22 protein-coding genes are annotated in these 21,949 nt (G+C 58.8%); 7 read left to right on the top strand and 15 right to left on the bottom strand.

Annotated features, from left to right (window positions below; all coding sequences use genetic code 11):
- Positions 1-39: 39 nt before the first annotated feature.
- From bioA to BW958_RS10325, 5 genes are all read left to right on the top strand, one after another.
- Positions 40-1,374 (top strand): adenosylmethionine--8-amino-7-oxononanoate transaminase, encoded by a 1,335-nt coding sequence (gene bioA / locus BW958_RS10305; protein WP_372629563.1) that lies wholly within the window; start codon positions 40-42, stop codon positions 1,372-1,374.
- Positions 1,375-1,455: 81 nt separating this feature from the next.
- Complete coding sequence (locus tag BW958_RS10310) at positions 1,456-2,337, top strand: HAMP domain-containing protein (protein ID WP_076575651.1); 882 nt, start codon at positions 1,456-1,458, stop codon at positions 2,335-2,337.
- Positions 2,338-2,465: 128 nt separating this feature from the next.
- On the top strand, positions 2,466-3,866 hold the full coding sequence (gene asnS, locus BW958_RS10315; protein WP_076575764.1) for an asparagine--tRNA ligase: 1,401 nt from the start codon (positions 2,466-2,468) through the stop codon (positions 3,864-3,866).
- A 353-nt stretch (positions 3,867-4,219) separates the two neighbouring features.
- Positions 4,220-5,563: an anaerobic C4-dicarboxylate transporter gene (locus tag BW958_RS10320; RefSeq protein WP_076575652.1), complete on the top strand. Its 1,344-nt coding sequence runs from the start codon at positions 4,220-4,222 to the stop codon at positions 5,561-5,563.
- 157 nt (positions 5,564-5,720) lie between these two features.
- On the top strand, positions 5,721-6,044 hold the full coding sequence (locus tag BW958_RS10325; RefSeq protein WP_076575653.1) for a hypothetical protein: 324 nt from the start codon (positions 5,721-5,723) through the stop codon (positions 6,042-6,044).
- Positions 6,045-6,105: 61 nt separating this feature from the next.
- Here the strand turns inward: BW958_RS10325 and pepB (BW958_RS10330) are convergent, their stop codons facing one another.
- The 11 genes from pepB (BW958_RS10330) to BW958_RS10380 all read right to left on the bottom strand — a co-directional run bounded on the left by pepB (BW958_RS10330) (position 6,106) and on the right by BW958_RS10380 (position 15,581).
- Positions 6,106-7,377, bottom strand: coding sequence for an aminopeptidase PepB (gene pepB / locus BW958_RS10330; protein ID WP_076575654.1), 1,272 nt, complete (start codon positions 7,375-7,377; stop codon positions 6,106-6,108).
- Positions 7,374-8,663 carry an aminopeptidase PepB gene (gene pepB, locus BW958_RS10335; protein WP_076575765.1) on the bottom strand — a complete coding sequence of 430 codons (1,290 nt, stop codon included), beginning with the start codon at positions 8,661-8,663 and terminating at the stop codon, positions 7,374-7,376. Before pepB (BW958_RS10335) ends, pepB (BW958_RS10330) begins: the two co-directional genes overlap by 4 nt.
- A 125-nt stretch (positions 8,664-8,788) precedes the next feature.
- On the bottom strand, positions 8,789-9,127 hold the full coding sequence (gene fdx, locus BW958_RS10340) for an ISC system 2Fe-2S type ferredoxin (RefSeq protein WP_076575655.1): 339 nt from the start codon (positions 9,125-9,127) through the stop codon (positions 8,789-8,791).
- Position 9,128: 1 nt separating this feature from the next.
- The gene (gene hscA, locus BW958_RS10345; protein WP_076575656.1) at positions 9,129-10,970 is read right to left on the bottom strand and encodes a Fe-S protein assembly chaperone HscA; all 1,842 of its coding nucleotides are present in this window, start codon (positions 10,968-10,970) and stop codon (positions 9,129-9,131) included.
- A 6-nt stretch (positions 10,971-10,976) separates the two neighbouring features.
- A complete protein-coding gene (gene hscB / locus BW958_RS10350; protein WP_076575657.1) occupies positions 10,977-11,495 on the bottom strand; it encodes a co-chaperone HscB in 519 nt (172 codons plus the stop codon).
- A 13-nt stretch (positions 11,496-11,508) separates the two neighbouring features.
- Positions 11,509-11,832 (bottom strand): iron-sulfur cluster assembly protein IscA, encoded by a 324-nt coding sequence (iscA, locus tag BW958_RS10355; RefSeq protein ID WP_076575658.1) that lies wholly within the window; start codon positions 11,830-11,832, stop codon positions 11,509-11,511.
- Positions 11,833-11,842: 10 nt separating this feature from the next.
- Positions 11,843-12,229 carry a Fe-S cluster assembly scaffold IscU gene (gene iscU / locus BW958_RS10360; protein WP_076575659.1) on the bottom strand — a complete coding sequence of 129 codons (387 nt, stop codon included), beginning with the start codon at positions 12,227-12,229 and terminating at the stop codon, positions 11,843-11,845.
- Between the two features lie 33 nt (positions 12,230-12,262).
- On the bottom strand, positions 12,263-13,477 hold the full coding sequence (locus tag BW958_RS10365; RefSeq protein ID WP_076575660.1) for an IscS subfamily cysteine desulfurase: 1,215 nt from the start codon (positions 13,475-13,477) through the stop codon (positions 12,263-12,265).
- Between the two features lie 54 nt (positions 13,478-13,531).
- The gene (gene iscR / locus BW958_RS10370) at positions 13,532-14,041 is read right to left on the bottom strand and encodes a Fe-S cluster assembly transcriptional regulator IscR (protein WP_076575661.1); all 510 of its coding nucleotides are present in this window, start codon (positions 14,039-14,041) and stop codon (positions 13,532-13,534) included.
- 92 nt (positions 14,042-14,133) lie between these two features.
- On the bottom strand, positions 14,134-14,865 hold the full coding sequence (gene trmJ / locus BW958_RS10375) for a tRNA (cytosine(32)/uridine(32)-2'-O)-methyltransferase TrmJ (protein WP_076575662.1): 732 nt from the start codon (positions 14,863-14,865) through the stop codon (positions 14,134-14,136).
- Positions 14,866-15,059: 194 nt separating this feature from the next.
- Positions 15,060-15,581, bottom strand: a complete 522-nt coding sequence (locus BW958_RS10380; protein ID WP_076575663.1) for a ubiquinone anaerobic biosynthesis accessory factor UbiT — start codon at positions 15,579-15,581, stop codon at positions 15,060-15,062.
- A 180-nt stretch (positions 15,582-15,761) separates the two neighbouring features.
- Here BW958_RS10380 and BW958_RS10385 point away from each other — a divergent pair, with 180 nt between their 5' ends.
- Positions 15,762-16,757: a ubiquinone anaerobic biosynthesis protein UbiU gene (locus BW958_RS10385; RefSeq protein ID WP_076575664.1), complete on the top strand. Its 996-nt coding sequence runs from the start codon at positions 15,762-15,764 to the stop codon at positions 16,755-16,757.
- Between the two features lie 9 nt (positions 16,758-16,766).
- Entirely contained in the window at positions 16,767-17,639 is an 873-nt protein-coding gene (locus tag BW958_RS10390; protein WP_076575665.1) for a U32 family peptidase, read from the top strand.
- Positions 17,640-17,670: 31 nt separating this feature from the next.
- Here BW958_RS10390 and nlpI read toward each other — a convergent pair whose 3' ends face one another.
- The 4 genes from nlpI to secD form a co-directional block, all read right to left on the bottom strand.
- Entirely contained in the window at positions 17,671-18,612 is a 942-nt protein-coding gene (gene nlpI / locus BW958_RS10395) for a lipoprotein NlpI (RefSeq protein WP_306169662.1), read from the bottom strand.
- A 90-nt stretch (positions 18,613-18,702) separates the two neighbouring features.
- Positions 18,703-19,071, bottom strand: coding sequence for a rhodanese-like domain-containing protein (locus tag BW958_RS10400; protein ID WP_076575666.1), 369 nt, complete (start codon positions 19,069-19,071; stop codon positions 18,703-18,705).
- Positions 19,072-19,135: 64 nt separating this feature from the next.
- Complete coding sequence (secF, locus tag BW958_RS10405; RefSeq protein ID WP_076575667.1) at positions 19,136-20,083, bottom strand: protein translocase subunit SecF; 948 nt, start codon at positions 20,081-20,083, stop codon at positions 19,136-19,138.
- An 11-nt stretch (positions 20,084-20,094) separates the two neighbouring features.
- Positions 20,095-21,939 (bottom strand): protein translocase subunit SecD, encoded by a 1,845-nt coding sequence (gene secD, locus BW958_RS10410; protein ID WP_076575668.1) that lies wholly within the window; start codon positions 21,937-21,939, stop codon positions 20,095-20,097.
- Positions 21,940-21,949: the final 10 nt, after the last annotated feature.

Below are 21,949 nucleotides of genomic sequence, written 5' to 3' on the forward strand. Positions count from 1 at the left end.
CACAGCCGTTAATGGTTGGCCAGTGTAGGGATTGCCGCTATCCTGTCAACACCAACCAGTTGCAACACATTTACATCGGATTATTTTGTGAGCGATTTTGACCTTCACCATATCTGGCATCCCTACACCTCCCTGACGCGTCCCCTGCCCTGCTACGAAGTGACCGAGGCCAGCGGCGTCCACCTTACTCTGGCCGACGGCCGTCGTCTGGTCGATGGAATGAGCTCCTGGTGGGCCTGCATCCACGGTTATCGCGTTCCCGAGCTAGACGCGGCGGCGCAGGATCAGCTCGGACGCATGTCCCACGTCATGTTTGGTGGCATCACCCACCAGCCGGCTATTCGTCTGTGCCAGAAGCTGGTCGAGATCACCCCACAGGGGCTGGATCGGGTGTTTCTGGCTGATTCCGGTTCGGTCGCGGTCGAAGTAGCGCTCAAGATGGCGCAGCAGTACTGGCACAGCAAAGGCACGCCGCGCAGCAAGTTTGTCTCGCTGCGCCGTGGCTACCACGGGGACACTTTTGGCGCCATGAGCGTGTGTGATCCGGATGGCGGCATGCACGAGCTCTATAAGGGCTTCTTGCCGGAGCACTATTTTGTCGACGCACCGGCCAGCCGCTTTCATGACCAGTGGGATGAACAGTGTGTGGTCGAGCTCGCCACCCTGATGGCTGATCACCATGAAAAGATCGCCGCCATCGTTCTTGAACCCATAGTGCAAGGCGCCGGCGGCATGCGGTTTTACCATCCGCGCTACCTGCAGTGGGTGCGCGCCCTGTGCGATGAGTTTGGTGTGCTGCTGATTGCCGACGAGATTGCCACCGGTTTTGGTCGCACCGGCCAGCTGTTTGCCTGCGACTGGGCCGGCATCCGCCCCGACATCATGTGCCTTGGCAAGGCCATCACCGGCGGCTACCTCACCCTGTCAGCCACGCTCACCACCGAGCAGGTGTCTCGCACCATCTGTGACGGCAAAGCGGGCGTCTTTATGCACGGACCGACCTTTATGGGGAATCCGCTGGCCTGCGCCGTGGCCTGCGCCTCCATCGACTTGCTGCTCGCCTCACCATGGCAAGCGCGAGTGAGCCGCATCGAGGCCCAACTGCGCGATGCATTGCTGCCACTGGCGGCCCATGATGCGGTCGCAGAGGTGCGGGTGCTCGGCGCCATCGGTGTGGTTGAGCTCACAGAGCCGGTCGATGTGGCGATCATCCAGCGCCGCTTTGTGGAGCTGGGCGCCTGGATCCGTCCGTTTGGCAAACTGATCTATCTGATGCCACCGTTCGTGATTACCCCGGACGAGCTGAGCGTGCTGACCGGGGCGATCGCCACCGTATTGCAAGAGGGAAGCTGGCGCGCGCCACCGGCAGCATAGCGTCTTTGTGAGCCGGCAATCGGACAGGCGGGGCAAAAGCGGGTACGATGGACAGGTTTACCCAGTTGCTGCGGATCGCTTATGCGCCTCTCGATTGCCGCCAAACTTAACTTCTTTTTGCTCTTCATCTTCTCGATGGTGCTGGTCTTTTCTGCCTCTTATCAGGCGGTGCGCGAGCGCGCCTTGATCCTGGAGCTTATCAAAGAGCAGAGCGCCGAGCAGACCGAGGCCTATTTTGACAGCCTCAACATGCTGATGCTGACCAACAACATGATGGCGCGCGACACCCTGCGCACCAAGTTCCTCAATCACAGCCATGTGCAGGATGCCCGGGTGATCCGGGGCCCGGCCGTCAATCAGCAGTACGGTCCGGGTAAAGCGACTGAAGCCCCGCGCGATCATTTTGATGAGCTGGCGCTAGCCGGCCAGAGCTCGTTTGACGTCATTCAAGTGGGTAATCGCAACCGGCTGGTCGCGACCCTGCCCCTGCTGGCCAGTAAAAACTACCGCGGCACCGACTGCACCGCCTGCCATCAGGTGAGCGAAGGAACCGTGCTCGGCGCCATCCGTTTTGACTACTCGCTCGATTCCCTGTTTGCCCAGGTCGAGCGCAGCATCCTGGGTTCAACGCTGATGCTGACCGTCCTGTTCGGGCTTGGCCTGCTGCTGACCTTGTGGGTATTGCGCACCTGGGTGGTCCAGCCGCTCAATCAACTGACCCGCGCCATGGAAGAGGCCACCGACATGCACGATTTTGGTCATCGCCTCGATTACGAGGATATCGACGAAATCGGTCGGGTGGCAGTGGCCTACAACCAGATGCTCGACAGTGTCGAACAACAGCTGGCCATGCAGCGCGCTATCGGCTCGCAACCATCGTCCAGCCCACACGCCAAGCCGTTTGACACAACCTCAACAAACAGTAGCAAAAGCCGTAAAAACAGCGGCGAAACGACGGAATAACCCCCCATCTTTTGCTTGTTTATCAAGACGACGCGGGTAAGATGTTGCATTCGGCCGGCGCAGTGCGCCGTGACCGCCAAGCTTTGCAGATTGAAGCGTTGCCAGAACAAGTTGGAGAACATATTTCGATGACGCACGCATCCGTAGTTGATGTGCTGACCGGTAAGTATGCGGTCGGCGCCACCCTGACTGTTAAAGGGTGGATCCGGACCCGCCGTGATTCCAAGGCGGGTATCTCGTTTTTGGCCGTGTCCGACGGCTCCTGCTTCCATCCGGTGCAGGCTGTTGTGCCCAATTCCCTGGCCAATTACGAGAATGAAGTGCTGCGTCTGACCACCGCCTGCTCCGTTGAAGTGACCGGCAACGTTGTCGAGTCTCAGGGCAGCGGCCAAGCTTTTGAGCTGCAGGCCACCGAGGTCAAGGTCGTCGGCTGGGTCGAAGATCCGGACACCTATCCCATGTCCGCCAAGCGCCACAGCATTGAGTACCTGCGCGAGCAGGGCCACCTGCGTGCCCGTACCAATATCGTCGGCGCCGTTACCCGGGTGCGTAACTGCCTGGCCCAGGCCATCCACCGTTTCTTCCATGAGCAAGGCTTCATCTGGGTTGCTACTCCGCTGATCACTGCCTCTGACTGTGAAGGTGCCGGTGAGATGTTCCGTGTCTCTACGCTGGATCTGGAAAACCTGCCGCGCACCGATGCCGGCAAGGTGGACTACAGCCAGGACTTCTTTGGCAAGGAAGCGTTTTTGACCGTATCCGGTCAGCTCAACGCCGAAACCTATGCCTGCGCCCTGTCCAAGGTGTACACCTTCGGCCCGACCTTCCGCGCCGAAAACTCCAACACCAGCCGCCACTTGGCCGAGTTCTGGATGGTTGAGCCGGAAGTGGCGTTCAACGATCTGGCTGCCAACGCGGCACTGGCCGAAGCCATGCTCAAGTATGTCTTCAACGCCGTACTGACCGAGCGTCGTGACGATCTGGAGTTCTTCACCCAGCATGTGGACAAGGACGTACTGACTCGCCTCGAGCAGTTTGTCTCCTCTGACTTTGCCCAGGTGGATTACACCGACGCCATCACCATCCTCGAGAACTGCGGCAAGACCTTCGAGTTCCCGGTCTCCTGGGGTATCGATCTCTCCTCCGAGCACGAGCGCTATCTGGCGGAAGAGCACTTCAAGGCTCCGGTGGTGGTGAAGAACTATCCGAAGGACATCAAGGCGTTCTATATGCGTCTTAACGACGACGGCAAGACCGTTGCCGCCATGGACGTGCTGGCTCCGGGGATCGGCGAGATCATCGGCGGCTCCCAGCGGGAAGAGCGTCTCGAGGTGCTGGATCAGCGTCTGGCCGAGATGGGTCTGAACAAGGAAGACTACTGGTGGTACCGCGACCTGCGTCGTTACGGCACCGTTCCGCACGCCGGTTTTGGCCTCGGTTTCGAGCGCCTGGTGGTCTATGTGACCGGCATGGGCAACGTGCGCGACGTGATTCCGTTCCCGCGCACTCCGCGTACCGCCGAGTTCTGATAACCCGTTATCAGCACGTTCCGACAAGCCGCCCACCGGGCGGCTTTCTTATTTCCGAGCGGCTGTTTTTATGAGGAGCGCACTACATTGCGCGTCTTTTGAAGCCCGTCATGTTTCCAATAGGGCATGCTGTGAAAAGCTTCAAACAACTCCTTGAAAATATTATTGATAATACACACCGCATCGTGGTTTTTAAGTTCTTATTGAACCACTTCAAATTTTTCAACTACCCCTGTTGAGATAATCCACCTAACCCTTTCGGGCTATCTAAAATAATTGACGGTGCGGTGAACTAACAGGCGGTTTTCTCCCCCCTCATGAGAACGTATTTCAATAAATGGAGGTAAGTGGCAATGATCTTTATGGAATTTCTGGTGGTGCTGGGCTGTCTACTGCTCGGTACCCGCTTCGGAGGGATGGGACTGGGCCTTATCAGTGGTATAGGTCTGTTCATCCTGAGCTTCATCTTCGGTCTCACTCCGGGTGAGCCGCCGGTACAGGTCATGTTGACCATCCTGGCGGTGATCGGTTGTGCCGCCACCTTGCAAACTGCCGGTGGCCTGAACCTGATGATGCAGATTGCCGAGCGTCTGCTGCGCCGTCATCCGCAATACATCACCATTCTGGCTCCGCTCACTACCTGGACTCTGACCTTCCTGTGCGGTACCGGCCACGTGGTGTATACCATGTTCCCGATCATTTCCGACATCGCGCTGCAAAAGAACATCCGTCCGGAGCGTCCGATGGCAGTGGCATCGGTTGCCTCGCAGATGGCCATCTGCTCCTCGCCGGTATCGGTCGCGGTAGTCTCTCTGGTCTCGATTCTGGCGGCCAAGGCCGGCGTGGGCCATGCCTATACCCTGCTCGAAATCCTGATGGTCTCCATTCCGGCATCCCTGTGCGGCGTGCTGACGGCTGCGCTGTGGAGCCTGCGCCGTGGTAAGGATCTGGACCAGGACGAAGAGTTTCAGGCCAAGATCAAGGACCCGGAACAGCGCGCCTTCATCTATGGCGGTAGCGAAACTCTGCTGAATCAGAAGTTCCCCAAAGAAGCCTACTGGTCGACCTGGATCTTCTTTGCAGCCATCGCAGCCGTGGTGGTACTCGGTGCTGACGCCAGCCTGCGTCCGGTGTTCACCATGGCAGGCAAGACCGGTCCGCTTAACATGAACCTGGTCATCCAGATGATGATGCTGATTGCCGGCGCCATCATTCTGATGCGCTGCAAGGTCAAGGCCAGCGAAATCTCCCAAGGCCCGGTGTTCAAGGCCGGCATGGTCGCCATCTTCTCGGTGTTTGGCGTGGCCTGGATGAGTGATACCTTCTTCACCAGCCACATGAGCGAGCTCAAAGAAGCCCTCTCCCACGTAGTACAGGCTCACCCCTGGACCTACGCGCTGGTGCTGTTCCTTATCTCCAAGCTGGTAAACAGCCAGGCTGCAGCCCTGACCGCCATCGCGCCGATGGGGCTGGCACTGGGTGTGGAACCGAAGATGCTGATCGCCTTCCTGCCGGCCAGCTATGGTTACTTCGTACTGCCGACCTACCCAAGCGATCTCGCCTGTATCGGTTTCGACCGCACCGGCACCACCCGCATCGGTAAGTACATCATCAACCACAGCTTCATCATCCCGGGCCTTATCGGGGTGGGCATGGCCAGTACCGTCGGCTATCTGCTGACCTCTGTCCTGCTCTAATCCGGTTGACCTTCAGGCAGCCCCGTCAGGGGCTGCCATCACACGACAGTCCCCGTCACCTCGCGGCTACCTGCGCTCATGGCCCTTGTGCCAGATCAAGACCTCTCCTCGCCAATGCGCCCACACTGCCTGCGATATCGTCATTCGGAGACGTTACATGTCGTTTACCCCCACCCAACCGCAACTGGCTGAGTCCGAGTTGTGGCGCATTCTGACCCGCCTTGCCCATGCGCGAGAAACCATCCGCTATAGCAAACTGGCCAAGCTGACCGGCTTTGCCGAGCATCAGGATGAGCTGCGCACCTTGCTGCAGCGCATTCGCATGGTTTGCACCGAGCATCAGCTGCCGATCCTCTCGGCACTGGTGGTCGATGATGTCGGCCGCTATCAGGGGCTCACTTCCGCACAGCCCGATGCGGCCTGGGAGCGAGCTCGGATTTTTGAGTTCGACTGGTCCACCGCTGTGCACGCCGGTGCATAACAAAACCCCCGCAAAGGCGATCCTCTGCGGGGGTTTTACTTATGAAAACTGCCAGTCCCAATCAGGGCATCAGCAATCCGGCAATGGTGCGCATCCCAACCGTGGTCGCGCCCGGCGCCCATTGGCTGTCACCGTTATCGCTAAAGCACGCCGAGAGATCGACGTGCAACCAGCCAGCGCCATCGTTGGGCACAAAACGTGACAGAAAACCGGCCGCATTGGAGGCACCACCGGCACCACCACCCTTAACGGGACGGCTGTTGGCGGTATCAGCATAGTGGGAGGGGCAGAGGGTACGGTGCCAGCGTTCCAGTGGCAGCGGCCACACCGGCTCACACTCCTGCTCGGCCACTTGCTGAGCCCGCGCCACCAGCGCCTTGTCCAGACCAAACAGGGCGTTGTAGCGGCCACCCAGCGCCATCACGGCAGCACCGGTCAAGGTAGCGGCATCGATAATCAGCGGCGCACCCGACTCACCTGCCAGTTGCAGACCATCGGCCAGCACCAGACGCCCTTCCGCATCGGTATTGACGATCTCGACCGTGGTGCCGTTCTTGTAAGTGAGGATGTCGCCAAGCTTGTAGGCATGACCCGACACCAGGTTCTCGGCGCAGCAGAGGATAAGCTTCACCCGCTGCTTGAGACCGCGCAGAATAGCCAGCCCCAGCGCACCAGTCACGATGGCGGCACCACCCATGTCGCACTTCATGGTCAGCATCCCTTCGGAGCTCTTCATGGAGTAGCCACCGGAGTCAAAGGTGATCCCCTTGCCCACCAGCGCAGCGGCAACCGGCGCCTTGCTGTCACGGGTCGGGTTGAAATCAAGTTCCAGCAGCACCGGTTCACGCTCACTGCCACGCCCCACTGACCAGATCCCGATCCAGCCCGCCTGATGCAGCGCATCCCCTTTGAGGATGCGATGGCTGACGCTTTCAGGGGCAAGCTCGGTGATAAAGGCAGCCGCTTCGACCGCCAGCTCCAGCGGGCCAAGTTGCTCCGGGGTGGCATTGGTCATCTCGCGCACCCAGCTACCGCACAGCCAGCGTGCTTCCAGCTCACGGCGCTGCGCCTCTTCACATGTGGCCCATTCGAGCTGCACTTCAACCTTGGGGGTTTGGAAGCCTTGGGCAAACGCCCACTGCTCTTCCAACTGCCAGGCTCCGGCCAGTTCGGCGTGATAGATGCCCTGCGAGCAGAGGCGGCGTGCGGCTTGCTGGATATCACCCAACCGGTCGTTGAGCGGATGCAGCAAGATGCCCTCTGCCGACCAGGAGAGCAGAGCGCGCTCACCCCACTCGGGGCCAGCAGCCTGATTAGATAGCCAAATTTTCATGCGCACACCTCCATGAGCCACGCCGCGATAGTCCGCAGTCCATGCCCCTTGGCACCGACTGCCCACAGATCATTGCCCGATTTCTGGTAAGAGGCCGAGAGATCGATGTGCACCCAACCGGCGCCGTTATCACGCACAAAGCGCGACAGGAAGGCAGCGGCGGTAGTGGCACCGGCTGTGCCTTCGGCCGTGGCGACGTTGCTCATGTCCGCAAACGATGAACCGAGCTGGCCCTGATGCCAAGATTCGAGCGGCAGTGGCCAGGCCTTCTCATTTTCGCGGCGAGCCGCGCCCAGTACCCGTGACGATTCGCTCTCATCCAGCGCAAACACGGCGTTGTAATCACGACCGAGCGCCGTCTTGGCCGCACCGGTTAGGGTCGCAGCATCCAGAATAAACGGCGCACCGCTCTCGACGGCACTAAGCAGACCATCGGCCAGCACCAGACGCCCTTCTGCATCCGTATTTTGAATCTCGACCGACAGGCCGTTGCGATAGGTCAGGATGTCGCCGAGCTTGAAGGCATTACCCGATACCAGGTTTTCGGCGCAGCAGAGGTAGAGTTTGACCCGCTGGTTCAGCCCGCGACTGATGGCCAGCGCCAGCGCGCCAGTGACCATGGCGGCGCCACCCATGTCGGATTTCATCGGCAGCATGTTGTCAGAGGACTTCATGGAGTAGCCACCGGAATCGAAAGTAATGCCCTTACCCACCAAGGCGGCGGCGACGGGAGCATCCGCCTTGCCGGTCGGGTTGTAATCAAGCTCGAGCAGCACCGGCTCGTGCTCGCTGCCGCGTCCTACCGACCAGATACCGACATGGCCAGCCTCTTTGAGCGCCTCACCGGCGGTGAGATGGGCGGTAACCTTGTCACCGGCCAGGCCACGCACCAGCAGCAGAGCCGACTCCGCCAGACTCATGGGGTAGATTTCGTCGGGGCAAGCGTTGGTGACATCGCGCACCCACTGGGTGGCTTTGAGCAGAGCACCGAGCTCACGCGCCTCGGTTTCGCTCTGCTCGCCAAAATCGAGCTCGCGGTTTCCCTTGGCGGCATAGAAGCCTTGGGCAAACGCAAAGCGGCGCTCGAGATCCCAGCCTTCACCGCTCAGACGCACCTGACGGATACCGGAGGACTCCAGGCGACGCGCCCCCTTCTGGATGGCGCGCAGCGCATCGCCTTCCAGATGCAGGCGGGCAGTGGTGCCATCGAAGCTGACCAGAGCGCTCTCGCCCCAGATCGCAGGAGCACGCTCGGTGGTGAGCACTACATTCATCAAATCGGCCATGTTGATTGCTTCCTTTTTCTTTTGACCGGTCAGGATATGACCAGCGGCATGGCAATAAAAAAGCCGCTGCACACAGGCAACGGCTTTCCACATTATCACTACTGCGAATTCACTGCAGCCTTCTGTCAGTGCCGCTCAGAGGCGAGATTGACAGTGTATTTGGGGAATTCGACCACCAGATCTTCCTGTTCCACCCTTGCCTGGCAGCTAAGGCGCGACTCGGGCTCAAGACCCCACGCCTTATCCAGCATGTCATCTTCCAGCTCGTCACTTGGCTCGAGCGAATCAAACCCTTCCCGCACTACGCAGTGGCAGGTCGTGCAGGCACACGATTTCTCGCAAGCATGCTCTACGTCGATGCCGTTACGCAGCGCCACGTCGAGGATGGTCTCCCCTTCGTGAGCCTCGAGAACGGCGCCATCAGGGCAGAGTTCGCTGTGCGGCAATACAACAATTTTCGGCATATTACACCTTATCTACTTTCTGTCCGGTCAGCACCTTGCGGATGGAGGCGTCCATCCGGCGGGCGGCAAAATCAGCACTGGCGGCATCGGTTGCCTCAATGGCGGCCTTGATCTCGTCACTGTTGCCTTGCTGACGCACAACCACCAGATGCGCCACCTGAGCGCGCAGCGCAGCCAGTTCATCCTGGCTCAGTAACGCGTCGCCATCTGCCGCCAATGCAGCGTTAAGGCTCTCAACAACCCGATCCGCTTCAACCTGCTGCTCGGCAAGCATGCGGGCATTCATGTCGTCACTGGCATGCTCAATGGAAGATTGCAGCATGGAGAGGATGTCTTGCTCACCCAGCCCGTAAGAGGGTTTGACCTGTATCTCGGCCTGCACACCGGAGGATTTTTCCATGGCAGTGACCGAGAGCAAACCGTCAGCATCGACCTGGAACGTGACCCGAATATGGGCAGCCCCTGCCGCCATCGGCGGAATGCCGGTCAGGGTGAAGCGTGCCAGCGAACGGCAATCGGCCACCAGCTCCCGTTCCCCCTGCACCACATGAATCATCATGGCGGTCTGACCGTCCTTGAAGGTGGTGAACTCCTGCGCGCGCGCCACCGGAATGGTGGTGTTACGCGGGATCACCTTCTCGGCCAGGCCGCCCATGGTCTCAAGACCCAGCGACAGCGGGATCACGTCCAGCAGCAGCATCTCGGAGCCAGGCTTGTTACCCACCAGAATATCGGCCTGAATGGCGGCGCCGATGGCTACCACCTTGTCCGGATCGATGCTGGTCAATGGCATACGGCCAAAGAACTCACCCACCTTTTCCCGCACCAGCGGAACACGGGTCGAGCCCCCCACCATCACCACTTCACGCACCTCATCAGCCTCGACACCGGCATCCTTGAGAGCGCGGCGGCAAGCCAGCAGCGTGCGCTTGACCAGCGGCAGGGTCAGTACGTTAAAGCACTCACGGGTCACTTCACCCTGCCAGCCGGCAAAGGCGATGGTCACCGCATCACTGTCGGTCAGGCGCTGCTTGGTATCGCAAGCCAAATCCAGCAAAGTGCGCTGCTCACTGCTGTTGAGTGCCGGGGAGCCCGCTTGCTCACAGATCCAGTCCGCCAGCAGATGGTCAAAATCATCACCACCGAGGGCTGAGTCGCCACCGGTTGCCATCACTTCAAACACACCTCGATTGAGGCGCAGGATGGAGATATCGAAGGTGCCACCACCGAGGTCATAGACCGCGATCACCCCTTCCTGGCCGGAATCCAGGCCATAGGCAATCGCCGCCGCAGTGGGCTCGTTGAGCAGTCGCAGCACATGCAGACCGGCCAGGCGGGCCGCATCTTTGGTGCCCTGACGCTGGGCATCATCGAAGTAGGCAGGCACAGTGATGACGACGCCATCAAGGTCACCTGCCAACGCCTCGGCGCCGCGCAGTGCCAGCACGTTGAGAATTTCGGCAGAGACCTGCACCGGATTGACTGGCCCTTGGCGGGTCAGAATATGCGGCACCGCCACACCGTCGGCAAAGCGATACGGCATGCGGGCGGTGTCTACATCCGACAGAGCCTTGCCCATCAGTCGCTTGACCGAGACGATGGTGTTTTCGGGGTCTTGCGCCGCTTCGGTGCGAGCCTCATGGCCGACCCGAATGGCATCAGCCTGATAGTGCACCACGGAAGGGAGCAGGGGGCGGCCGAGCGAGTCCGGCAGGGTTTGCGCTTCGCCACTGCGCACAGTGGCCACCAGCGAATTGGTGGTACCAAGGTCAATCCCGACCGCTCGCTTTTGTTGATGAGGCGCAGCGCTCTGGCCCGGCTCGGCAATTTGCAGTAGTGCCATGGATAATTAGAGTTCCAGCAAGGAATCCTCGAGGCGTTCGATTTCCTCGAGCATCTTTTCAATAAACTTGAGCTTGCGCACCGTGTCGGCGGCCAGCTCCCACGACTGTTGGTCGAGCTGGCTTTGCACATGTTGCATCTGCTGCTGATGCTCGTCCTTGATCTCGCGCCGCAATGCATCGATTGCCGCATCTACATCGCTGGCCGTACGCACCTCGTCGAGTTGCTCGCGCCACTCCATCTGCTGCATCAAGAATGCGCGATCCTGCAGCGTGCGGGTCTCTCCACGCAGATCATGTCCGTTTAAGGAGAGCAGATATTCAGCGCGGCGAACTGGCGCTTTTAAAATGGCATAGGCTTCATTGATCTGGGCTGCCCGTGAAACGGCAACAAGCCGCTCCCCTTGCGGGGCAGCGGCAAAGCGATCGGGGTGAAACTTGGCCTGCAGCAGGCGATAGGTTTCAGCCAGCGCACTGGCATCCAGTTCAAACCGAGGCGTCAGACCAAACAGCTCAAAATGGTTCATCAATGAGCTCCAATCAGACGCTAAAGCTCTCGCCACAACCACATTCGCCCTTGGCGTTGGGGTTGTTGAACTTGAAGCCTTCGTTGAGCCCTTCTTTGACGAAATCGAGCTCGGTGCCGTCAAGGTGGGGAAGACTCTTGCCGTCGACGATGATCTTCACGCCCTTCTGCTCGAATACCTGATCCTCATTGCCAAGTTCATCAACGAACTCGAGCACATAGGCCAGACCGGAGCAACCGGTGGTCTTGACGCCGAGGCGCAGGCCAATGCCTTTGCCCCGGTTGGTCATGAAGGAAGCGACGCGAGCGGCGGCGGCATCGGTCATGGTGATAGCCATACGATACCCCTTAGGCGAGACCTTTCTTCTGCTTGTAGTCGGCGATGGCCGCCTTGATGGCATCTTCCGCCAGAATGGAGCAGTGGATCTTCACCGGCGGCAGGGCCAGCTCTTCGGCGATGTCGGTGTTCTTGATGGCAGCCGCTTCGTCGAGGGTCTTGCCCTTGACCCACTCGGTCACCAGCGAACTGGAAGCGATGGCAGAGCCACAGCCGTAGGTCTTGAACTTGGCATCTTCGATGACGCCGTCGTCACTGATCTTCAGTTGCAGCTTCATCACGTCGCCGCAGGCCGGTGCGCCGACCATGCCGGTCGCGACGCTCGGATCGTTCTTGTCAAAACCGCCCACGTTGCGCGGATTTTCGTAATGGTCAATGACCTTTTCGCTGTATGCCATATCGTCAAACTCCTGATTCCGTCAAACCGCTGCTTAGTGGTGAGCCCACTCTACCGTGTTCAGATCCACGCCATCTTTGAACATGTCCCACAGGGGCGACATGTCACGCAGACGACCGATGGAGTCACGGATCAGCCTAACGGCATAATCAATTTCTTCCTCGGTGGTGAAACGACCAATCGAGAAACGGATGGAACTGTGTGCCAGTTCGTCACTCATGCCCAGTGCACGCAGCACATAGGAGGGCTCCAGGCTGGCAGAGGTACAAGCCGAGCCGGACGAAACAGCCAGATCCTTGAGGGACATGATGAGTGATTCGCCTTCTACGTAGGCAAAGCTGACGTTGAGGTTGCTTGCCACGCGCTGATGCAGGTCGCCGTTGACATACACCTCTTCGATATCCTTGAGGCCGTTCCACAGGCGGTCACGCAGACGCTGGATGCGGGCCATTTCATCCGCCATCTCTTCTTTGGCGATACGGAAGGCTTCGCCCATCCCGACGATCTGGTGAGTCGGCAGGGTACCGGAACGCATGCCGCGCTCATGACCACCGCCGTGCATCTGGGCTTCAATACGGATACGCGGTTTGCGGCGAACGTAGAGCGCACCGATGCCCTTGGGGCCATAGATCTTGTGTGCTGACAGGGAGAGCAGATCGATCTTCATCGCTTCGACGTCGAGTTCAACCTTGCCGGCACTTTGCGCGGCATCCACATGGAACACCACCTTGCGCGAGCGGCACAGGGCGCCGATAGCGGCGATATCCTGAATAACGCCAATCTCGTTGTTAACGTGCATGATGCTGAGCAGGATGGTGTCATCACGCATCGCGTTTTCAATCATGTCGAGCGGAAACAAACCGTTGGGCAGCGGCTCGAGATAGGTCACTTCGAAGCCTTCACGCTCGAGTTGACGGCAGGTATCGAGCACGGCTTTGTGCTCGGTCTTGGCAGTGATGATGTGCTTGCCCTTGCCGGAATAGAAGTGGGCGGCACCCTTGATGGCCAGGTTATCGGATTCGGTCGCCCCGGAGGTGAAGACGATTTCGCGGGGGTCGGCACCGATCAGCTCTGCCACTTGATTACGCGCCAGATCGACCGCCTCTTCCGCCTGCCACCCGAAACGGTGAGAGCGGGAAGCCGGGTTGCCAAACAGGCCGTCCATCGTCAGGCATTGCATCATTTTTTCAGCAACACGCGGATCGACCGGACAGGTCGCCGAATAATCAAGATAGATTGGCAGTTTCATGTTTTTCTCCGTCACAACCGGGACCTCACTGGTCATGGGTTGTAGAAAGCACGCTTATAATTGGACTTTAAGGCTCATATTGCTATTGCTGTGTTCGACTCGGTCGCCCAGAGTCAAAACACGATTCAGATGGTGGTCTTGCTTGTCGGCAACATGTCGAACTTCAGCTTGGCGCACCAGTTCAGCCAAGGTAATGTCGCCAAGGAAGCTCGAGATGCGCTCGCTCAGATCACGCCACAAGGAGTGGGTGAGGCACTGGGTACCGCCATTGCAGCCGCCCTTGCCAAGGCATTTGGTCGCATCGACCGATTCATCCACAGCGGAGATCACCTGGGCCACAGAGATCTCGGCAGCATTCATCCCGAGGCGATATCCACCACCGGGACCACGTACGCTCTGCACCAGACCGTGCTTGCGCAGACGGGCAAACAGCTGCTCCAGATAGGAGAGGGAAATACCCTGCCGCTCGGAAATATCAGCCAGTGGAACCGGCCCGGTCTCGGTATGTAATGCAACATCCAGCATGGCTGTTACTGCATAACGTCCTTTAGAAGTCAGTCTCATGGTGCGTTACCGTCTCGCATAAATCGATAGGGCAAATGCTCACATACCTGACTAAATTAGTCAACAATAATACCTGAGTCATTTGCCGGGGATTATCGCGGGGGATGCGGTTTCTGCACCGAGGTCAGAATGCCACGCAAAATGTTGAGCTCGACCGCTTCGGGTCGGGCCCGATTGAACAACCGGCGCAGTTTGCTCATCACCTGACCCGGATGGCCTTCGCTGATAAAACCGGTCTGCAGCAGCGTCTGCTCCAGATGTTGATAAAACCCCTCCTGCGCCGCAGCGCTCGGATATTCCACAACATCATCCTGCTCGTCAACGCTGCCGTCCTGGTGTTCCAGCCAATGCATGCGTACTTCATAGCACAGCGTCTGCACCGCCATCGCCACATTCAGCGAGCTGTATTCAGGATTGGCCGGGATAGCAACGTGGTAGTGACAAGCCTGCAGTTCATCGTTGGTCAAACCGGTTCGCTCACGGCCGAACACCAGCGCGACGGGGTGCTTGGCCCCTTCGCTCACCAGCTTGGCGCCCGCTTCGCGCGGCCCCAGCATGGGCCAGCTCAAGGTGCGCGAACGGGCACTGGTGCCAATCACCAGCGCGCAGTCGGCAATCGCCTCTTGCAACGTGGGAACAATTCGGGCGCTCGCCAAAATATCACTGGCTCCAGCGGCCAGGGCGTTAGCATTGCCATCGGGCAGCGCTTGCGGGTCCACCAACACCAGATTGCTCAGCCCCATGGTCTTCATGGCACGAGCGGCCGATCCCATGTTGCCGGTGTGGGAGGTGTTCACCAATACAATTCGAACCTGATCCAGCATGACCTGTCAGTCTTGTCTCAAAAACAGCGCGCAATTGTAGCATGGAGAAGGTGAATTTGGGGACTGTAAAGCGGGGATACGACCGATCCTGGTCACACTTGGCGGCTATCAGAAACTCAATAAGGGCGGGGAGCACTGGCCACCCCGCCATTTCGTTCGATTTATCTCTAACTTAGCGTCATTAATTCTAAGCGTCAGGCAAGCTGGCCACTCTGCGCTGCGGTAACTGGCGCAGTGCGGACCCGGCTGACCATCTCGGCCAAATCCATCAGCGGATATTTGATAAGGGCCGGCAGCGCCTGCATGTCGAGGCTGTCGAGCAGGTTTTTCACCTCAAGGCCAAGCTCGGTATCCCCTTCAATGCGAAGGCGGCGCTGGAAAAACAGGGCGTCGGGATCCTCCTTGCGACCGGCAATCAGCACCAGATCGTTGGCATCACCGCTAAAGCTCACATCTACCTTGTCGCACTGCCCGGTGACTTGCAGCCCTTGCTCGCTGCGGGTGATGTACCAGCACAGGCCAAGATCGGTCACCGCAACTTTGAGCCAGCGGCCTTTGAGGAAGTCGAAATCGCCATCAGCGAGGGCCTCTTGGAACACGGTGCCGAGCAGGCGCTCCATGGCATGCTTCTGAAAAGAGAACGGCACCAGCTTGAGAGGATGGCGCAGCAATTGAGGGCCTTGTTCAACCAGGCGACGTTGTAGCTCGAGCAACACGGTATTCTCCTTTTGACTTTGTGCTATTCAAACACAGGCCAAAAATGTGGAACCTGTTGAAAATCAAACTTCTGACCGCTATTGATGTGTCACAAAGCACGCCAAAACTGCCTCAAGTCAAAATCTTGTCCCCTGCCCCTGCCTACAATCGCTCCACTTTTATCATCAGGGAGCCCTTTGATGGAACTACTCTGCCCGGCGGGGAGCCTGCCGGCCCTGAAAACAGCCGTCGATAATGGCGCCGATGCCGTCTATATCGGTTTCAAGGATGACACCAATGCCCGCCACTTTGCCGGCCTCAACTTCGATGGTGGCAAGCTGGAAAAAGCGGTCCAGTATGTTCATGACTACGGCCGCAAACTGCATGTAGCCATCAACACCTTTGCCCATCCCGGCGCCGATGCGCGCTGGAAGCAAGCGGTCGACAAAGCGGCTGCGCTGGGTGCCGATGCGCTGATCATCGCCGATCTCGCGGTGCTCGATTATGCCAGCCAGCGCTATCCCGAGCTGGAGCTGCACGTGTCGGTGCAGGCGTCCGCCACCAACTCGGCGGCCATCCGTTTCTATCAGCAGGCTTTTAACGTCAAACGGGTGGTGCTGCCACGAGTCTTGTCGATGCATCAGGTCAAACAGCTGGCGCGCGAGACTGATATCGGACTCGAAGTGTTTGCCTTTGGCAGCCTCTGCATCATGGCCGAAGGGCGTTGTTACCTCTCTTCTTACCTCACTGGCGAGAGCCCGAATACGGTGGGAGCCTGCTCGCCGGCCAAGTACGTGCGCTGGGAAGAGACCCCGGCCGGTCTCGAATCACGCCTGAACGACGTGCTGATCGACCGCTACGGTCCCGGTGAAAATGCCGGTTACCCAACCCTGTGCAAAGGGCGCTTTGAAGTAGACGGCCAGCTTTATCACGCGCTGGAAGAGCCAACCAGCCTCAACACCCTGAGCTTGCTACCCGAGCTGTTTGCCACCGGTATCCAGTCGGTCAAGATTGAAGGGCGCCAGCGCAGCCCGGCCTATGTGGAGCAAGTGACCCGAGTCTGGCGCGCCGCCATCGACGCCTATCAGGCCGATCCGGCCCGCTATCAGGTCAAACCGGAGTGGGATGCCCAGCTGGCTCGGGTGTCCGAAGGCAGCCAGACCACGCTCGGCGCCTACCATCGTCAGTGGCAATAAGGAGGCCATATGAAATATTCTCTCGGGCCCCTGCTCTTCTACTGGCCCAAAGATGAGGTGCAAGCCTTTTATACCAAGGCCGCCAGCAGTGACGCTGATGTGATCTATCTGGGTGAAACCGTCTGCTCCAAACGCCGTGAGCTAAAAGCCGATGACTGGTTTTCCATCGCTCACCAGCTGAGCGACGCCGGTAAAGAGGTGGTGCTCTCGACGCTTGCCTTGATCTCTGCCCCCTCCGAACTCAAGGAGGTCAAGCGCATGGTTGAGAACGGTCACTGGAAAGTCGAGGCCAACGATCTTGGCGCCGTGCAGCTTGCCGCCGAAGCCGGCGTGCCGTTTGTCTGTGGCCCGGCCATCAATGCCTATAATGCCGATGTGCTGCGTATGCTGCTTAGCAAAGGGATGCAGCGCTGGGTGATGCCGGTAGAGCTCTCACGCAGCTGGCTGCAAACCCTCAGCGAAGAGTGTGGTGATCTGCGCCAGCGCATGGAGATTGAGGTGTTTGCCTACGGCTATCTGCCGCTCGCCTACTCTGCCCGCTGCTTTACTGCCCGCTCGCTAGACCGACCCAAGGATCAGTGCGAACTGGCCTGCATCGACTATCCGGTCGGACGCCAGGCACTCAGTCGGGAAGGACAACCAGTGTTCAACCTCAACGGCATCCAGACCCAATCCGGTTACTGCTACAACCTGGTCAATGATTTGCCGTCGATGGACGGTCTGGTGGACGTGGTGCGTCTCAGCCCGCAGGGGGAGGAAACGCTCGCGTGGCTGACCCGTTTTCGGGCCAATCAGCAAGGCGCCGCGCCGCAGCCGCTGCAAGGTCGCCATGACTGTAACGGTTATTGGCGCCAGATCCCCGGTATGCAGTTAGTCGAGTAACATCGGTGATCCGCGGATAAAAAAACAGGCCTCAAATTGAGGCCTGATTTTTTACTGTTGCGTCGCCGCCAGCCTGGCGTTTGCGCGCCATAATCTCAAGCTCCAGTAGCGAGTAGCGGTGCTCGATAAAGTCATAGACGTTATTGGCCAGCGCCAGCTTGAAGTAGGCGATGGCTTCCTTACGGTTACCCTTCATCAGCTCCAGCTTGCCCAGGTAGAAGTAGGTCTCGCACAGCCGTTCGGCCAGCTCGCGGTTCTCCTTCACGCCCTTGACCACATTGCCCATCAGCTGGGTGGAGGTCAGCTCGCCCAGATAGAGGCGCACCAGATCCCAGTTCCAATTGCTGTCGTGGTACTTGTCAAAGCGTTGGCGCATGTTAACCAGCGCCTTACCACCATCCAGTTTGGACTCGGCGATATAGAGCCACAGCACCCGGTAGGGATCTTCCGGCTGGGCCTCAAAGAAACGTTTGATATCGGCCGCGGCCAGATCGGGACGATTGCCGTAATAGAGGGCGATGCCACGGTTGAGGTAGGCGTAATCATAATCGGGCGCCAACTCAAGCGCCGAGTCAAACGCCTCGTAGGCTTCGTCGTAGTTCTGCTGCTGAACCAGATAGACACCGATGAAATTGTACGCTTCGGCAAAATCCGGCTTCTCGCGCAGGGCACGAGTAAAATCAAGGCGCGCCAGAGAGCGCAGGCCTACCCGATCAAACACAACGGCACGCTCGTAAAACAGCTCGGCGCGCTGCTCCTTGGTCAGTTCCATCTCGCTTAGCATCTGACCAAGACGAGCCAAGGCCAGCTCGCTCTGGTATGAGACCTGCAAAGGCGTAGCCAGAATAAGAGAGGTGGGTTCCGGCTTGGGAGGCTGCTTGGGGGCGTCGACTTCACGGGTACTGCTGCATCCCATGATGGGCAGCACCAACAGGATACCCAGAAGGTACCTGATTCCTTTCCAGTTGCTCAACGAAAACTCCAGCACATTTGCTTTACCCGCTTATGGTAAAGGGCCGCTTCGGGTTTGTCATGTGGCTGGCTCAGCCCAATGCAAATAAAATCAGGCTTCGATGGGATAACCAGCCTCACTCCAGCCACGGTAACCCCCATCCACACTGACCACCTTGGTGTAGCCCATCTTCTGCAAGGTGTCGGCAGCCAGCACCGAACGAAAACCACCGCCACAATAGAGATAAAGCTCAGTATCGGGATCGGGGAAACGCGTTTCTATATCCCGCTCAATCACACCACGGCCGAGATAAACGGCTCCCGGAATATGCCCTCTGGCCCATTCACTCTCTTCACGAACATCAACCAGATTGAAGTGGCGCCCTTGGTCTAACCACTGCTTGATCTGATGCACGTCGGTTTCGTTAACGCCTTGACGAATCTCGGTGACCAGAGCCAGAAAACGTGGTGAATGTTGCATGATGGACTCCCTGTCAGGATGGTTGCAGAAAAGAGAAGAGCGCCCAGATGGGCGCTCCGAATCATCAGGGCAGCAGATCTTTCTGATCGGCCCCTTCTTTCTCCACCTGAGTCGGCAGCATGTGTTCACGCTTGACGCCCAGATACATGGCCAGGGCACTGGCGACGTAGATGGAGGAGTAGGTACCAAAACCAACCCCGATCAGCATGGCGGTCGAGAAGCCGTGGATCAGCGGGCCGCCCTTGAAGAACAGCGCCACCACAACCACGAAGGTCAGACCGGATGTGATGATGGTCCGGCTCAGCGTCTCGGTCATCGAGATATCGAGGACGCTCGGCGTGTCTTCACGACGCAATTTGCGGAAGTTCTCCCGCAAACGGTCGAACACCACGATGGTATCGTTCAGCGAGTAACCGATCACCGTCATCAGGGCCGCCACCACGGTCAGATCAAATTCGATCTGGAACCAGGAGAAGACACCTAGTGTGATGACGATATCGTGTACCAGCGAGGCGATACCACCGAGCGCCAGACGCCACTCGAAGCGAAACGCCACGTAGACCAGGATACAGATGATTGATGCCAGCATGGCCAGCGCACCATCCGTTGCCAACTCTTGACCGACCGACGGACCGACGAACTCCACCCGCTTGAGCACAGTACCGGCATCGAGCTTCTGGGCAGCAGCCAGCACCATACGGCCTTGATCTTCCACCTTAACCCCCTCTTTCGGGGTCAGGCGGATCAGCACGTCCTGGCTGGAGCCGAAGTGTTGCAGGGTCGCCCCTTCAATCTGGTTACCCTCGAGGGTGTCGCGCACCTTGTCGAGTTCAACCGATTGGGTAAAGCCCACTTCGATGATGGTGCCACCGGTAAAATCCAGACCCCAGTTGAAGCCACGCTGGAAGATACACACCAGCGAGATCAGCACCAGAGCGGCGGAGAAGATCATCCCCGCCTTGGCAAACTTCATAAAGGGGATCGGCTTGTCGTAATGCAAAATCTGAAACATTGCTATTCCCCTCAGATAGGCAGCTTGTCGATACGCCGCCCACCCCACGCCAAGTTAATGATGGCGCGCGAGACGGTGATGGCCGTGAACATGGAGATGGTCAGGCCGATACCCAGAGTCAGGGCAAAGCCCTTGATCGGGCCAGTACCGATACCAAACAGGATCACTGCCGTAATCAGCGAGGTCACGTTGGAGTCGGCGATGGTGGCAAACGCACGGTCAAAGCCCAAGTGAATGGCTTGCTGCACGCCGCGGCCATGACGCAACTCTTCCCGGATACGCTCGTAGATAAGCACGTTGGCGTCGATCGCCATACCGAGGGTAAGCACGATACCGGCGATCCCCGGCAACGTCATGGTCGCCCCCGGAATCATCGACATCACACCGACAATCAGCACCAGATTAAGCGACAGCGCCAGGTTCGCTACCCAGCCGAAGGTACGGTAGTAGATGCCCATAAACAGGACGATCACCACCATACTCCAGATCATCGCCTGGATACCGCTGTCGATGTTCTGCTGACCGAGGCTCGGGCCGATGGTGCGCTCTTCCACGATCTGGATCGGCGCAATCAGGGCACCGGCACGCAGCAGCAGCGCCAGGTTGTGGGCTTCGTTGACATTGTCGATACCGGTGATACGGAACTGGCTGCCAAGACGCGATTGAATGGTGGCGACGTTGATCACCTCTTCATTCTTGCGGAACTTGCGCTTGCCATCCGGACCCGGCTCGCCGACCGGCTTGTACTCGATAAAGACGGTCGCCATCCCCTTACCAACGTTGTCCTTGGTAAAGGTGGCCATCTTGTTACCACCCTGGCTGTCGAGCTTGATGTTCACCTGCGGACGGCTGTACTCGTCAAAGCCGGACTGGGCACCCACGATGTGGTCACCGGTCAGGATCACCCGTTTTTGCAGGGCGACCGGACGGCCGTTGCGGTCGGTGTAGATCTTCGAGCTCGGCGACGCGCGGCCGGACTGTGCATCAGCCGTCTCATCCACCATGTGGAATTCCAGCGTCGCCGTCGCGCCCAGGATCTCCTTGGCACGAGCGGTATCCTGAATACCCGGCAGTTCGACCACGATCCGCTCAGCGCCTTGCTGCTGCACCAGCGGCTCGGCGACACCCAGCTCGTTGACCCGGTTACGGATGATGGTGATGTTCTGCTCGAGGGCGTAGCTACGCACTTCCTTGAGCTTCTGTTCACTCATGCCGGCACGCAGTACGAACTGACCGTTGGAAGAATCAGTGGTGAAGGTGAGATCGCGATAGAGACGACGCAGGTGGGTGACGGCCTGCTCGAGGCTGTCGCTGTCACGGAAGTTGACCAGCACCTGGTTGCCCGAGCGGTTAACACCAGCGTAGCGGATCTTCTCGTTGCGCAGCTCGGAGCGGAAATCCTGCACCATCTGTTCTTGCTGTTTGGAGATAGCCTCATCCATGTCCACTTCCATCAGGAAGTGCACACCGCCACGCAGGTCAAGACCGAGCTTGAGCGGAGCGGCGCCAACGCTTTCCAGCCAGGACGGCGTCGACGGCGCCAAGTTTAGGGCAACGACAAAGTTGTCACCCAGATCCTTGGCCACTAGATCGCGAGCCTTGAGCTGTTGTTCGGTGTTGGTGAAGCGGATCAGAATCTGGCCGTGTTCGAAGGCGGCGTGCTTGACCGGGATACCGGCACCATCAAGGATGCCTTTGACCTGGTCCAGCGTGCTCAGTTGCACTTCGGCACCACGGCTGGCAGAGACCTGGAGAGCCGGGTCTTCACCATAGAGGTTGGGGGCTGCATAAAGAAAACCGATGGCGACCAAAATGATCACCATCAGGTTCTTCCACAGCGGGAAGCGGTTTAACACGCTGTGCTCC

Source organism: Aeromonas sp. RU39B, assembly GCF_900156095.1.
GTDB lineage: Bacteria > Pseudomonadota > Gammaproteobacteria > Enterobacterales > Aeromonadaceae > Aeromonas.

Excerpts from the sequence above, each read along its gene's own strand:
- BW958_RS10310 (WP_076575651.1), top strand. The coding sequence starts at position 1,456 with ATGCGCCTCTCGATTGCCGCCAAACTTAACTTCTTTTTGCTCTTCATC.
- asnS (WP_076575764.1), top strand. The coding sequence starts at position 2,466 with ATGACGCACGCATCCGTAGTTGATGTGCTGACCGGTAAGTATGCGGTC.
- BW958_RS10320 (WP_076575652.1), top strand. The coding sequence starts at position 4,220 with ATGATCTTTATGGAATTTCTGGTGGTGCTGGGCTGTCTACTGCTCGGT.
- BW958_RS10325 (WP_076575653.1), top strand. The coding sequence starts at position 5,721 with ATGTCGTTTACCCCCACCCAACCGCAACTGGCTGAGTCCGAGTTGTGG.
- pepB (WP_076575654.1), bottom strand. The coding sequence starts at position 7,377 with ATGAAAATTTGGCTATCTAATCAGGCTGCTGGCCCCGAGTGGGGTGAG.
- pepB (WP_076575765.1), bottom strand. The coding sequence starts at position 8,663 with ATGGCCGATTTGATGAATGTAGTGCTCACCACCGAGCGTGCTCCTGCG.
- fdx (WP_076575655.1), bottom strand. The coding sequence starts at position 9,127 with ATGCCGAAAATTGTTGTATTGCCGCACAGCGAACTCTGCCCTGATGGC.
- hscA (WP_076575656.1), bottom strand. The coding sequence starts at position 10,970 with ATGGCACTACTGCAAATTGCCGAGCCGGGCCAGAGCGCTGCGCCTCAT.
- hscB (WP_076575657.1), bottom strand. The coding sequence starts at position 11,495 with ATGAACCATTTTGAGCTGTTTGGTCTGACGCCTCGGTTTGAACTGGAT.
- iscA (WP_076575658.1), bottom strand. The coding sequence starts at position 11,832 with ATGGCTATCACCATGACCGATGCCGCCGCCGCTCGCGTCGCTTCCTTC.
- iscU (WP_076575659.1), bottom strand. The coding sequence starts at position 12,229 with ATGGCATACAGCGAAAAGGTCATTGACCATTACGAAAATCCGCGCAAC.
- BW958_RS10365 (WP_076575660.1), bottom strand. The coding sequence starts at position 13,477 with ATGAAACTGCCAATCTATCTTGATTATTCGGCGACCTGTCCGGTCGAT.
- iscR (WP_076575661.1), bottom strand. The coding sequence starts at position 14,041 with ATGAGACTGACTTCTAAAGGACGTTATGCAGTAACAGCCATGCTGGAT.
- trmJ (WP_076575662.1), bottom strand. The coding sequence starts at position 14,865 with ATGCTGGATCAGGTTCGAATTGTATTGGTGAACACCTCCCACACCGGC.
- BW958_RS10385 (WP_076575664.1), top strand. The coding sequence starts at position 15,762 with ATGGAACTACTCTGCCCGGCGGGGAGCCTGCCGGCCCTGAAAACAGCC.
- BW958_RS10390 (WP_076575665.1), top strand. The coding sequence starts at position 16,767 with ATGAAATATTCTCTCGGGCCCCTGCTCTTCTACTGGCCCAAAGATGAG.
- BW958_RS10400 (WP_076575666.1), bottom strand. The coding sequence starts at position 19,071 with ATGCAACATTCACCACGTTTTCTGGCTCTGGTCACCGAGATTCGTCAA.
- secF (WP_076575667.1), bottom strand. The coding sequence starts at position 20,083 with ATGTTTCAGATTTTGCATTACGACAAGCCGATCCCCTTTATGAAGTTT.